General features: G+C 32.4%; 11 protein-coding genes and 2 pseudogenes. 5 read left to right on the forward strand and 8 right to left on the reverse strand.

Annotation, left to right across the window (positions count from 1 at the left end; all coding sequences use genetic code 11):
* The first annotated feature begins 2 nt into the window (after nt 1–2).
* On the forward strand, nt 3–1,136 hold the full coding sequence (locus C661_RS0101710) for a glycosyltransferase family 4 protein (protein WP_017413562.1): 1,134 nt from the start codon (nt 3–5) through the stop codon (nt 1,134–1,136).
* 333 nt (nt 1,137–1,469) lie between these two features.
* Here C661_RS0101710 and C661_RS0101715 read toward each other — a convergent pair whose 3' ends face one another.
* From C661_RS0101715 to C661_RS21050, 6 genes and pseudogenes are all read right to left on the reverse strand, one after another.
* Nucleotides 1,470–2,192, reverse strand: coding sequence for an amino acid ABC transporter ATP-binding protein (locus C661_RS0101715; protein ID WP_017413563.1), 723 nt, complete (start codon nt 2,190–2,192; stop codon nt 1,470–1,472).
* Nucleotides 2,179–2,835 (reverse strand): amino acid ABC transporter permease, encoded by a 657-nt coding sequence (locus tag C661_RS0101720; RefSeq protein ID WP_017413564.1) that lies wholly within the window; start codon nt 2,833–2,835, stop codon nt 2,179–2,181. The genes C661_RS0101715 and C661_RS0101720 overlap by 14 nt, the downstream gene beginning before the upstream one ends.
* A gap of 110 nt (nt 2,836–2,945) precedes the next feature.
* On the reverse strand, nt 2,946–3,797 hold the full coding sequence (locus C661_RS0101725) for an ABC transporter substrate-binding protein (protein WP_017413565.1): 852 nt from the start codon (nt 3,795–3,797) through the stop codon (nt 2,946–2,948).
* Between the two features lie 491 nt (nt 3,798–4,288).
* A complete protein-coding gene (larC, locus tag C661_RS0101730; protein WP_017413566.1) occupies nt 4,289–5,806 on the reverse strand; it encodes a nickel pincer cofactor biosynthesis protein LarC in 1,518 nt (505 codons plus the stop codon).
* 20 nt (nt 5,807–5,826) lie between these two features.
* A complete protein-coding gene (gene ispD / locus C661_RS0101735; protein WP_017413567.1) occupies nt 5,827–6,528 on the reverse strand; it encodes a 2-C-methyl-D-erythritol 4-phosphate cytidylyltransferase in 702 nt (233 codons plus the stop codon).
* Between the two features lie 151 nt (nt 6,529–6,679).
* A pseudogene (locus C661_RS21050) lies at nt 6,680–7,159 on the reverse strand (mannose-1-phosphate guanylyltransferase); the annotation flags it as partial.
* 86 nt (nt 7,160–7,245) lie between these two features.
* On the opposite strand from C661_RS21050, the gene C661_RS21055 reads away from it, so the two are divergent.
* Together C661_RS21055 and C661_RS0101745 are read left to right on the forward strand one after the other, a co-directional pair.
* Nucleotides 7,246–7,425, forward strand: a complete 180-nt coding sequence (locus C661_RS21055; protein WP_017413569.1) for a hypothetical protein — start codon at nt 7,246–7,248, stop codon at nt 7,423–7,425.
* A gap of 13 nt (nt 7,426–7,438) precedes the next feature.
* The gene (locus C661_RS0101745; protein ID WP_017413570.1) at nt 7,439–9,052 is read left to right on the forward strand and encodes a recombinase family protein; all 1,614 of its coding nucleotides are present in this window, start codon (nt 7,439–7,441) and stop codon (nt 9,050–9,052) included.
* Nucleotides 9,053–9,088: 36 nt separating this feature from the next.
* Here the strand turns inward: C661_RS0101745 and C661_RS0101750 are convergent, their stop codons facing one another.
* Both C661_RS0101750 and C661_RS21060 read right to left on the reverse strand, forming a co-directional pair.
* Entirely contained in the window at nt 9,089–10,393 is a 1,305-nt protein-coding gene (locus C661_RS0101750; RefSeq protein ID WP_017413571.1) for an O-antigen ligase family protein, read from the reverse strand.
* A gap of 244 nt (nt 10,394–10,637) precedes the next feature.
* Nucleotides 10,638–11,264 (reverse strand): annotated as a pseudogene (locus C661_RS21060) (mannose-1-phosphate guanylyltransferase); the annotation flags it as partial.
* Nucleotides 11,265–11,580: 316 nt separating this feature from the next.
* Between C661_RS21060 and C661_RS0101760 the strand changes: the two are divergent.
* Complete coding sequence (locus C661_RS0101760; protein ID WP_017413573.1) at nt 11,581–12,978, forward strand: tyrosine-protein kinase domain-containing protein; 1,398 nt, start codon at nt 11,581–11,583, stop codon at nt 12,976–12,978.
* Nucleotides 12,979–13,010: 32 nt separating this feature from the next.
* Nucleotides 13,011–13,784 carry a tyrosine-protein phosphatase gene (locus C661_RS0101765; RefSeq protein WP_017413574.1) on the forward strand — a complete coding sequence of 258 codons (774 nt, stop codon included), beginning with the start codon at nt 13,011–13,013 and terminating at the stop codon, nt 13,782–13,784.
* The last annotated feature ends 12 nt before the right edge of the window (nt 13,785–13,796 follow it).

Genomic DNA, 13,796 nt, shown 5'->3' on the forward strand with positions numbered 1-13,796 from the left:
TCATGAGAATTGCAATTGATGCTAGAGGTATCAATTGGTATAGCGGTACTGGTATAGGCACCTATACTGAGAATGTTCTTAAGAATTTACTTAACATAGATAAAGAAAACTTTTATCAACTATATTGGTCTGGAGAAAAATATGAAGAGTTTGAAAAACCCAATTCCAATATAGTAATGTGCTCTAAAAAGCACCAAAGATTCTTTCAAGAACATTTCTTCCCAATAAATTTGCAAGGTGAAAACATAGACTTGTACCACATACCTCAAAACGGAATTGGATTAACCCCAGACATAAACTGTAAAAAATTGTGTACCATTCATGATTTAATTCCCTATATAATGCCCGAAACAGTTGGCCGTGGTTATCTTTTAAAGTTTTTAAAGGAAATGCCTATAGTAATTAATGAATCCACTGGCATACTTACGGTTTCTGAATACTCAAAAAAAGATATTCTAAAATTCTTTCCTATAGATGAGAGTAAAATTTATGTAACCCCTCTAGCTGCAGATAGTAAATACACTCCTCTTGATAAGGAAAAATGCAAAAGTATAATCAAGGAAAAGTATGGCATAGACAAACCTTTCTTACTCTATCTGGGAGGCTTTAGTGAAAGAAAAAATGTACGTTCTTTAATAACTTCTTTTGCTAAAGTAATGAAACATTCAAATAAGGAATATAATTTAGTAATCGTAGGTTCTTATAGAGATTCCTCTCAAGAATTAGTGAAGTTAAAAGACTCTCTAAACATGGGTGACTATATAAAATTCACAGGCTTTGCTCCTGATGAAGACCTGCCAATTTACTATAATGCTTGTGAAGCCTTTGTTTATCCATCTTTCTACGAAGGGTTTGGGCTTCCCCCATTAGAAGCAATGAATTGCGGCACTCCTGTAATAACCACCAATGTAACCTCCATCCCAGAAGTGGTAGGAGATGGCGGAATACTAATTAACCCTTATAGTGATAAGGATCTTCAAAGTGCCATGGAATTAATTTTAAGCAGCGAAACTTTAAGGAAAGAATATAGCAGATTGGGACTTCAAAGGGCTAAGTTATTTTCTTGGGAGATAACTGCTAAAAATACCCTTGAAGCTTATAAAGATGTGTATAATAAGGTGCTAGAAAATACTTAAACTTATGAGCAGCTATATCCTGTGTTGTTTTAGCGGAATTGGCTTTCTTATGGAACTTAAGAGATTCTTCATAGTAGAATAAGGGTGTTGGCAATGTTTCTATGTTCATAAGTCCCTTAGCACTTACTTTTGCTTTATGAAAAATTATTTGTTATATGATAAAAAAACTTAGGTTCTCACCTAAGTTTTTTTATTCTTTTATTTATAAAATTAATCTCTATCTCCAAGGTTAATTACTATATTTATCAGTTTCCTTCATAGCTTTCATAGGTAATTACTTAGCCTCATAAATATCTTACACCCAAAGTGATTTTATAACATTTAAGGTGATATTTATAACACCTTAGATAAAAAGTCCACTGTACGAGGATGTTTAGGACTTGTAAATATGTGTTCAGGAGTTCCCTGTTCTACTATATTTCCACCGTCCATAAATAAAATTCTATCTCCCACTTCTCTCGCAAAACCCATTTCGTGAGTTACAACTACCATGGTCATACCTTCTTTTGCAAGATCCTTCATTACAGTTAAAACCTCACCTACCATCTCTGGGTCTAAAGCTGAAGTTGGTTCATCAAAGAGCATTACATCAGGCTCCATAGCTAAAGCTCTAGCAATAGCTATTCTTTGCTTTTGCCCCCCTGATAAGGAACCTGGATAGGCATTAGCTTTTTCCTTAAGTCCAACCTTTTCTAAAAGTTTAAAGGCTTTTTCCTTTGCTTCCTCTTCCTTAACTCCCTTTACCTTAATTGGCGCTAGGGTAATGTTCTCTAGCACTGTCTTATGAGGGAATAAGTTAAACTGTTGGAATACCATACCCATTTTTTCTCTAATGTTATTAATGTCTGTTTTCTTGTCTGTAGTTTCCTTGCCTTCAAAAACTATAGTTCCAGAGGAAGGCTCTTCAAGAAGATTTAAACATCTTAAAAAAGTACTCTTTCCAGAACCACTAGGTCCTATAACTACAACAACTTCACCTTTTGAAATATGCTCATTAACTCCCTTAAGTACATGATTCTGTCCAAAGATTTTATTTAAGTCCTTAATGTGTATCATTAGCCTTCAATCTCCTTTCTAAGCTTCCTAATATTTTTGATAAAGTAAAGGTCAATAGGAAATAGATCACGGCTGCCACAATAAGTGGTTCAAATGGAAGTGCTGTATTTCCTCTTACAGTATCAGCTTTATACATAAGCTCCCCAATTCCAATTACAGAAACAATAGAAGATTCCTTTATTATAGTAATAAATTCATTACCTAAAGCCGGTAAAATGTTCTTAAAGGCCTGGGGAATAATAATTAATCTCATGGTCATGGCCGAAGTCATACCTAAGCTTCTCCCTGCTTCCATTTGTCCCTTATCTACAGCATTAATACCAGCTCTAATTATTTCCGCTACATAAGCACCACTATTAATAGATAAAGTAACAATCCCTGCCAGCATATCTGGAAGATCAATTCCTAAGGCAGGCATTCCATAATAAACAATATATAATTGCACCAGTATAGGTGTACCTCTTACAAATTCTATATAGGTACTAGCTATAAGCTTTAATATTTTATTTTTACTAAGCTTCATAAGACTTAGAAATAATCCTAAAATTGTTCCTAAAATAACTGTAAAAAATGCTATAAGTACTGTATATTGAGTTCCTTCAAGAAAGAACTTATAATATTTTCCTAAAAAACTAAAATCCAAGACCTCATCTCCCTTACTAAACTCTACCCACTGGAAGGTATCCAGTGGGTAGAGTATTTTGTTTAACTCACATTGCCTTTGTTGGAATTTTTACAATATTCTATTATTGACTATTCTACTTGCTCATTAGCATTAACAACGAACTCTTCAATTTTTCCTTCTTTAATTAGTCTATCTAAAGTTTTATTAATTGCTTCAATAAAGGCCTCATCACCTTTTTTAACAGCCACTGAAGAGCCTTGCTCTCCTTCTTCAACTTTAAAAGTAGCTTCAGTTATAGCTAAGTCCTTATTCTTCTCTACATAAAACTTTGCAACTGGTACTTCAACTACTATAGCATCTACTTTTTTGTTTTTAAGCTCTAAAACTAAATCTGTAACCTTTCCAAGACCTTTTACATTTGCAGCCTCAATTTGAGTTTTGGCAAGTTCCTCTTGGATTGCTCCCTTTTGTGCCCCAATTTCTTTTCCTTTTAAATCAGCTAAAGTTTTATACTTATCCTTATCTTCTGCTCTTACAATAACTGCATGCTGAGCTGTATAATAAATTTTTGAAAAATCCACACTTTGCTTTCTTTCTTCTGTAGGATTCATTCCTGCTAGGACCATATCAACCTTTCCAGTTTTAAGAGCTGCTATAAGTCCATCAAATTTCATATCATTTATTTCTAACTCCACACCTAAATCTTTGGCTATTTCCTGAGCAATATTTACATCAAAACCTATGATTGTATCTTTTCCGTCTATTTCTTTGTGAAACTCATAGGGTGGATAATCTGCACTTGTTCCAATAACTAATTTCTTAGCTTCCTTCACTTTATCTAAGGTTGTTGCTATAACTTGTTTATTTGAAGCTTCTTTACTAGCATCTTCTCCTCTACTATTACCACAACCTACAAAGGATAAACCTATAACTCCTGCTAAAACACCAACTGCTAATTTTTTTAATAAATTTTTTTTCATTTTCCTGACCTCCTGTAAGTTTTTGTTTTCCATGTGTATAATTATACATCTATTACTCATAATTATGCAAGTATTTTTTATAAAATTTATTTTGTTATTTTTAGGAACACTTTAAAACTTAGTAGGACAGCCATTTTAATCACTTTGAAAACGTTTGTATATTTCTTTAACCTTTATAACTATGCATAATATACAGAATTTGTGCATAAATCTGAATATTGAAACTCAATTATAAGGATAAAATTTCACCTATTACAGAAAATCCACTCCAATATCTAATTGTTTAATACAGCATGTTGTTTATCTAAAAGCTATAAACATCCTCAGTAGCAAAATACCCAGGATAAATAAAATAAAAACTAGCCTTGTTCCTGGACCTTCTTCATAAAAGTCACTGGAATAGACTAGTTTTAAAATGGGTTATTTAATATACTTTCACTACTTCTATTTACTATATATTTTTATTTACTCCAATTTGCTGTTAAAATCATCTACATATTCTTCCTTATCTCATTATAAACTTCTTCAAGGGTTACTTTATTCTTCCTAGCAAGCTCCTTACAGCAATCATACTCACCCTTAAATTTTATAACCTGACCATTAAGGATTCCTCTTTTCACCGTAGCTTCACCATACTTGGTACTAACTTTTATAAAATCTCTCTTTAGCATCACCTTTTGCACTTCATATTTTCTTATTCCAAAGGTGGTGGTTTCACGAAGTAAAATTTCTTCTACTTCTCCTTGAAGCTTATGAGGTGCAAGTACCGTAAGCTTTTGAGCTGGTCTTCCCTTTTTCATGATTATTGGAGTTAGGTAAACATCCTTAGCGCCTATTTTAAATAGTTTTTCAAAGATGTAATCATAAAATTCACTATTCATATCATCAATATTACACTCAGTTATGATTTCTCTTTCCTCTTCAAAATCTGAAGAGCTTGAAGTTTCTTCATAATGTCCAAGATAAACTCTAAGCACATTAGGAATTTCTGTATCACGATTTCCAACCCCGTAGGCTACTTTATCTATGATAAAATCTATATCCTTAGTAAACTTATCTACAACTACCTTTAAAATTGCCGCTCCTGTAGGAGTAGTGGTTTCAAAAGGTACAGCTCCCTTTGTCACTGGCACTCCCTTTAAAATTTCTGAAGTTGCTGGGGCCGGCACTGGCATAAGTCCGTGGGCACACTTAACAAAGCCTCCACCTACTTCAATAGGAGATCCTAAAATTCTATCAACCTTTAGATAGTCAAGGCAAATAGCCCCTCCAACAATATCAACTATTGAATCAGTAGCTCCTACCTCATGGAAATGCACTTCATAAATTGGTTTTCCATGAACCTTAGCTTCGGCTTCTGCCACCTGTTTAAAAATATCTATACTTAGCTTTTTTACATTTTCCTTTAACTCACTTTTATTAATAAGTTCTTCAATGACATATAGGTTCCTGTGTTCATGATGGTGAGAATGGCCTCCTTCATGACTATGGCTGTGATCATGTGTATGTGCTTCACCTTCATGGATATGTTCATTGTGAGGACTACCCTCGCTATTTTCATTGCAGTAATGGTGACTATGATTATGTCCATGACTATGCTGATGAGTATGTTCATGGTCATGGTTATTCAGGTGGTGATTATGTTCTCCATGACAGTGTTTGTTCTCATCCTTGTGACTATGCTTATTCTCTTCATGAATATGCTCATTGCTATGATGCTGATGTAAATGCGCAACTTCCTTATGATTATGGTCCTCATGAGATGCATCTTGATTTTCATGATTATGATGTTCATAGTCTTGTGATTGATTAAGGAGAATAACATCAACCTTAGTTCCTGTTATCCCTTTTCTTGCATCCTTTTTAATTTTTATTTCATATTCATGATTTAGACCAAGTTTCTTAAGTTCTTCAATTAAATAATTGCTATCCACCCCTAGATCAATCATGGCCCCTAGATGCATATCTCCACTAATCCCCGAAAAAGTATCGTAATATAAAACCTTCATTGTACTTCCTACCTTTCCCCTTATGAGCTTCTCATTTTTATTAATGCTTCTAATATTGCTAAATCCTCTTTAGTAGTTATCTTTAAATTTAGTTTATCTCCTTGTACTAAATATACCTGCCCACTTAAACGAAATACTAACTGACAATCATCAGTAGCATCCTCCACACTATTCTTCACTGCAAAGTCATGAGCCTGTGAAATAACCTGAAACTTAAAACTTTGAGGTGTTTGTGCCATAAAAAGTTCTTTTCTTACTGGAACTTCTGTAATTACATTTCCATCCTTACTTTGTACAATAGTATCCGTAGCAGCAATCACTGTGTTTACTGCACCAAACTCCTTTGCCTTAGCTATGTTATCTGTAATAATTTTATGAGATACTAAAGGTCTAGCCCCATCATGTATTAGTACAATATCTTCACCCTGCACCTCACTACTTATTGCCTTTAACCCATTACGAACGGATTCCTGCCTTGTAGTGCCTCCTTCAGCTATCCACATAACTTTTTTCAGCTCATACTTTTCTATTAATTCCTTAATATTATCCTTCCATTCCTTTAAGCAAACAACTGCTATAGCCTGGATATCCTCATGGGTTTCAAAGCTTTCTAAAGTATGTATAATTATAGGTTTATCATTAACTTCTGTAAATTGCTTAGGCTCACTTGTAGCCCCCATTCTTGTTCCTTTTCCACCTGCTAAAACAATAGCTATATTCATGTTAGTCCTCCAATTATTGTTTGTTTTAATACTATTTCTGCAACTTTAGTTATAATTCCTTCTATTTTAATATAGTCTTTCTAATATTTACTTTTTTTTATTCATATGGAAAAGAGCCATACACACCGTATGGCTCTAAAAACTATAAATTTTACAAAAACTCCTCTAACCCCTTCTGATCCTTCAATCCATTAAGAAGGTGTTTAATTTCTTGGTCTTTTGACTTATCCATCACAAGAATAACATCCCCAGCGTCAACAACAACCAAATCTTTTACTCCAAATCCAATAATAAGCTTTTTATCACCAAATACAGAACAATTTTCACTTCCTTCTAGATACACATTACCGGAAATGTCATTTCCTCTGTAATTTGATAAAAATCTTGAAAGTGCAGCAAAAGTTCCTATATCATCCCATGTAAATTCACACTTTATCACATAGGCTTTTCTGGTTTTCTGCATAATACCGAAATCAACAGATATGCCATCGATTATTTCATACTGTTCCTTTATAACTTCATTTTCACACTCTTCACCAATGTGCATATAAATCTCACTAATAGATTTATGCATCTTTGGTAAATATCTTTGCATTTCTCTTAAGAACACATCTGCTCTCCAAACCAAAATACTATCCACCTTCATAATATAAAATCTACTACTTATTACTTACAAAGTTGAATATATATAAATAAACCAATTATTCTGGAGGATTTATGCCTAATCAATACACTAAAGTCCAACTCCAGTTAGAAATTGAGAAACCAAAGGATATAGAACCCTTACAAAAGGAATTTACTAAGGCATACTTTTCACTGATTAAGAATTGTCTACCTAAAAACAAGGCCATTATTGATGAACTAATAAATAAAATCCATAAAGAGTTTAGGGATTAGAAAGAGGGATTTTATGAAGGCTGCTATTTATGCAAGAAAATCTAAACTCACTGAAAAAGGAGATTCCATTGAAAATCAAATAAAACTTTGCAAAGATTATCTTTCCCATATGTCTATAGAAGAAATTTTTATTTATAAAGATGAAGGTTTTTCTGGTAAAAATACAGATAGACCTGGATTCACCCAAATGATAGAAGATGCAAAAAAGCAAAAATTTAATATACTTGTATGCTATAAGCTAGATAGAATTAGCAGAAATGTGGCCGACTTTTCTGCCCTAACTAAAGATCTTGAAACCCTTAGCATATCATTTATTTCAGTTAATGAACAATTCGACACCTCTTCTGCCATGGGTCGGGCCATGATGTATATAGCTAGTGTGTTTTCTCAATTAGAAAGAGAAACCATTTCATCCAGGGTAAGAGATAATATGTATGCTTTAGCTGAAGCAGGTAAATGGCTTGGGGGCACTCCCCCCACTGGCTACAACACTGAAAGACTAAAATTAAAAGATGCCACCGGCAAGGATAGATCCTTCTGTATTTTAGTCCCAATACCAGTGGAATTGGAGTTAGTAAAACTTATATATGATAAATATTTAGAAGTTAAGAGTATGAGTAAGGTGGAAAAGTACCTGATATGCAACGATATTAAAACAAAAAATAACAAAAATTGGTCACTGGCCTCCATAAACTCAGTTCTTACAGCTCCTGTTTATGTAAAAGCTGATAACAAGGTTACACAATACCTAAAATCTATAGGAATAAAGGTCAACGGTAAGCCTGATGGTATTCATGGTATATTAACCTATAAAAAACGGAAAGGAAAAAGTGGATCCAATAGAGTGAAAGATACCTGCCAATGGATAGCCTCTGTATCCTTCCATGAAGGTATAATATCAGCTGATAAGTGGATAAAGGTTCAAGAAATTATAACTTTAAATAAAGATAAAGCTCCAGCATTGGGTTCAAGTGGGGAAGCTCTTCTCAGCGGGATTATTAAATGTAGCAATTGCGATAGCCCAATGAGAGTAGCCTATGGTAAGCAATATGCTACTAGTGGAAGAAAAAAATACTATTACATGTGTACTTTAAAATGTAAATCAAGGAAAACCAAATGTGCAAACAGTAATATTAACGGTGCAGATTTAGATGCATTAATCCTTGAAGAATTAAAAAAATTAACTTTGGATAAAAGTACTCTAATAGAGGAATTAAAAAAGTATAAACACGAACTAGAAGCTGCTACAGAAAATCTAGTGATAAAAAAGCTTAACATTTCAATTGATAAAAATGAAGAAATGGTAGATAACTTATTGAATAACTTAAGCTTAACCAAGGATATAGAAACAGCAACCATACTTTTAAATAAAATTAGCCACTTAAAAACCGAAAATAAGGCTCTAAGAAATAAAATTAATAAGCTTGAATTTCAAAGCACTCCTGAAGAAAATGCCCTAAATAATTTAGAGGAAATACAAAATACTTTTATGGATTTATCTACGTTCTCCTCTTTTGCCTCTGTTTCCGAAAAAAGAAAACTACTATCATCTATAATCCATAAGGTCTATGCAAATGGGGACACAGGAAAAGTCCTAATAAAATTTAAAGGAGTAGAACCGCAATAAGGCTCTACTCCCTTTATAAACATTCTTATTTATCAGTTACCCTTTAATAGCAAATTCTTTAGACTCTGGTAACGTAAGCATTACCCAGAAAAGGAAGGATAAAATTTGAACTTCAAATATGTTATAAAACATACCTAAAAATCCTAAGATTAAACATGATAATACTTTTAATTTGTTTTGTCTATGATTCATAATTATGGAGAGTAAAAATAATATATAAACTAAAGTTCCAACTATCCCCGTTTCAACTAGCACTTTTATATACTCATTATCTGCGTAAAAGCCCTCAGCAATCTCATATTTACCATACTGCTCAGGGGAAATAATTAAACTTGCTGCATCTCCATAAGTTCCGAACCCTGTACCTAGTATTGGATTTTCTTTAAATATTGCTATTCCCTTTGTCACTGAAAATATCCTACCATCAGTTTTACTCTTTGAGATTATTTCTGGATTTGATAATTCAGTAAATCTATCTACAGCAGAACTTTTCGGCTTAGTATTTATTTGCATATTAATCTTTTCATTTATATTGTCAGCAAACTTAGGATAGTACACACTAAGCGTATTTACTATAAACATAACAGCTGCAGCCATTATAATCGTTGCTGCAAAGGTTCTTACCATGAGCATTTTATCAACAATGAAAAAACATACTAAAATAAAAAAACCTAGGGCTATCATACTACTTCTAGATGCAGTTAGAGCAAGAGTAGCAAGAGTAAATACGTAGAAAATTTTATTTACTTTTAATGATATCACCCTCTGCAAGTAAAAAATTATTATAATTGAAAATAACAAATATGCTCCAAAGGTGTTTGGATTATTGAACATTCCATAAACTCTAAGGTAATTGTCTGCATAGACAATTGATTTAGTCCAAGCTGATGGAAATAAAAGAGTCTTACTTGTAATCTTTTCTATAAAAGATAGAAAAGAAAGTATAATAGCATTATAAATAATCCCTTTTGAAAAAATCCTATAGAACCTATTATCTAAATTAGTATGCCTAAGCATGAAGTAAACTATATAATAAATAAATATACTTCTTGTCTCTATTAGATAAGATTTTATTCCTACATTATTTATAAATATTGTACTTATAAATGCTAATATTAAAAATCCTGCATAGAAAATATCAGTTAAGTTCAACTTTATTCTAAATCTACTTTTTATCATGTATAAAGCAAAAGTAATCAAAATCATAATATCTGGTATTAATTTTACCTTTGGGCTTGTAAAAGTAGAAATTACTTCTCTGTAAGGAATAAATATCACCAAAAAAATTAATAAAAAGCTAAGTAATTTTTCATATATTAAAGATATATTCTTAAGACTCACAAAAACAACTCCTTATCTCTAACTAATTTATGACTTTTCCAAATTGTTGTAAGTTACGTATATTTTATACTATAACTAATCCTAATTCTATACCCATTATTTAAGTATACCTCTAAACCATTTACTTATCCAGCAAAGTTTGAAGAAAAAAAACAAGAACATTTAATTATATGCATATATTTAATCAGTTAATAACTACGATTTTGGCAATAATTATCCAAAAATATAAATTCTTTTTGGATAGTATTTTTATAAGGAGACCATCTGCTCTCCATATGAACATACCAGAATTCCAAAGGTAGGTACCCTTTAAAAGAAAATCCTTAGCTACTTCCACATTAGGTTTCTCAGTAAACCTAGCTACCTTAAAAGTAGAAATAGGACCACCTATAGGATCCCCCATCTCAATATATCCATAACCTGTTTCAGGTCTATTTGGGGCAATTCCTATAGTCACCAGTCCTCTTCTCTTCTCTGCTAGTTCTATAGCATGGTGCAGCGTATCTAAGAATTGTTTTTCACCCTCAATATAGTGATCTGAAGGTAGCACTACCATCACCGCATCCTTGTCCTTCTTTAAAAGCTTCACTGCTGAAAGCCCTATACAAGTTGCAGTTTCCTTATTGCTTGGTTCAACAAAGACGTTATCTTTGTTTATCTCCGGAAGCTCTTCATGTATCTTATCTACATACTCTTGATTGGTCACAACAAAGATATTCTCTTTACTAATTATCGGTTTTATGCGATCAACTGTGTTTCTTAAGAAGCTTTTGCTATTATATGCCTTTAAAAATTGCTTGGGATTATTAGCTCTTGATAAGGGATATAGCCTTGTTCCTTTACCTCCAGCCAGTATTACTGCATACAACAAAACTATCACCTTTAATCATTGCTTAATCCTATATTATGATAATTACGTAAATATGGTGAAGAGAATTTAATATTTTTCTTTCGATAATTAATATTAATATCTATTTTGCCTAAATCATTAAGTAGGTGCTAAACTTAGAAATTCTTGTAACTTTGTGAGGGAATAATAAACGCAAAGCCTTTACTTTCCAAGGTTGGCATAAAGTAAATGTTGATATTTAACGAAGTATTTGTTTTTTTTTATATTAATCTGTTGTATAATTGATGTTGTATTTATAATTTGACATACCTACTATTAAAACTTAGGAGGATAAATAATGGAATTAAAAGAGTATTTTGATATACTGATAAAAAGATTAAAATTAATTATTATAATTACCTTATGTTCAACCATAGTAAGTAGCTTAGTAAGTGTATTTTTAATAAAACCAACTTACAAAGCTGATATATCTGTAATAATTAATCAATCTAAATCAGAAAGTTCACCTAGTTCCCAAACTTATAATGACATAATGATGTATCAAAAAATGGTTAAAACTTATGCGGAATTTGCAAAATCAAGAGTAGTTGCTGAGCACGTTATTAAAAGCTTAAACCTTGATTTAAAAGTTGGTCAATTGCAAGGAATGCTTACAGTAACTCCTAAAGGTGATACTGAATTCTTAAACTTGTCAATTACAGCTCTTGAACCAAAGCTAGCCCAGGATATAACTAATCAATATGCCAAATCCTTAAAAGCAGTAAGTAATGATGTGAAAAAAGTGGACAACGTTCAACTTCTTGATGAAGCATTACTTCCTCAAGGAAAGGCTAGCCCACGAATATCACTTAATATAGCTATAGCTTTCTTTTTAGGTCTTATGGCTTCAGTGGGACTTTCATTTTTATTAGAGTACTTAGATAATACAGTTAAGTCTAAAGAGGACATAGAGAGGCTATCTGAGATTCCTGTAATTGGATTACTGCCTTTTGATGATATCCTTGCATCAGGAAAAGGTCAACAACTAGTAACTTATACTAATCCAAAATCTAGTACTGCAGAGGCTTATAGAACTTTGAGAACCAATATTCAATTTTCTTCCCTTGATACAGAACTTACCAGCTTAGTATTTACTTCTACTAAACCTGGTGAAGGAAAGTCAACTATTATTTCAAACATGGCAATTACAATGGCTCAAAGCGGAAAGAAAGTTTTGCTATTAGACTGTGATCTTAGAAAACCAACTATACACAAAAAATTTGGTGCCTCTAACTCTAAGGGATTAACTAATATATTATTAAAAGATAAGAAATATGAAGAATGTGTTATTGTAACTAAGCAAGAAAACTTACATGTGGTACCTAGTGGACCTATTCCTCCAAACCCTTCAGAGCTACTTGGTAGTAATAAGTTCAAGATATTATTAAGACATCTATCTTCTATATATGATGTAATATTAATAGATGCACCACCTATTTTAATTGTAACAGATGCGCAAGTTCTTTCATCTGCATGTGATGGAACAGTAATATTAACTTCTTATGGAGAAACTGAAAAAGAAGCCTTAATGGAAGGAAAATCCCTTCTTACAAAGGTTAATTCAAACATTTTAGGTGTTGTACTTAATAAAATACCTGAAGGCGGTAAGGGTAGTTACTACAATCAATACTATTCCCATGGATATGGAAATCAATATGGTGACGATGATGAAGCCACAGATAATGAGGCAATTTAGAAATGAAGTAATATAAATAGGAGAGTGATACTATGATAGACTTTCATAGTCATATTCTTCCTGGTATAGATGACGGTTCAAAGCATATTGATATGTCAATGGATATGTTGAAATTATCTATTAGTGAGGGAGTTGAGCACATATGCGCAACTCCCCATTTTATACCTGAAGAACATGAAATCAACAAAGAAACTTACTTTGAAAAGTTAACCGAACTAAAAAACAGCAAGGTTGGGGAACAAATCAGTATAGTTAGCGGACTTGAGGTGTACATTAACCCTACAGTTCCTGAATTGTACGAGTCCGGCAACATATGGTGTTTAAATAATAAAAAATATATGTTACTTGAATTACCTATGAATCAGTTTCCTATATATACTGAAGATGTATTTTATGAATTAAGATTACAAGGAGTAACCCCAATTCTTGCCCATCCTGAGCGAAATCTTGAAATTATGAAGGATGAAGCTTTACTGGAAAACTTAATAAACCAAGGGGCACTAGCCCAGTTAAATAGTGGTAGCTTAAGAGGCAGGTACGGGGATAAGGTACAGGCTTTTGCAAAAAACCTTGTTAACAAGAACTTAATTCATGTTCTTGGCAGTGATGGACATAACCTCTCTGTAAGAAAGCCTAAAATAAAGGAAAGCTTTGAAATTGTAGAAAAACTTAATGCAGCCCTTTATAATAGTATTATTACTAATGAGAAGAAAATACTCCAAGGGGAAGATATAGAAGTACTTCCTATTAAGGATTACAAAGAAAAGAAATCCTTTAGCTTTTTTAATATATTTAAGAAAAAATAATCTAAAATTTTA

Source organism: Clostridium tunisiense TJ (genome assembly GCF_000300195.1).
GTDB lineage: Bacteria > Bacillota > Clostridia > Clostridiales > Clostridiaceae > Clostridium_J > Clostridium_J tunisiense.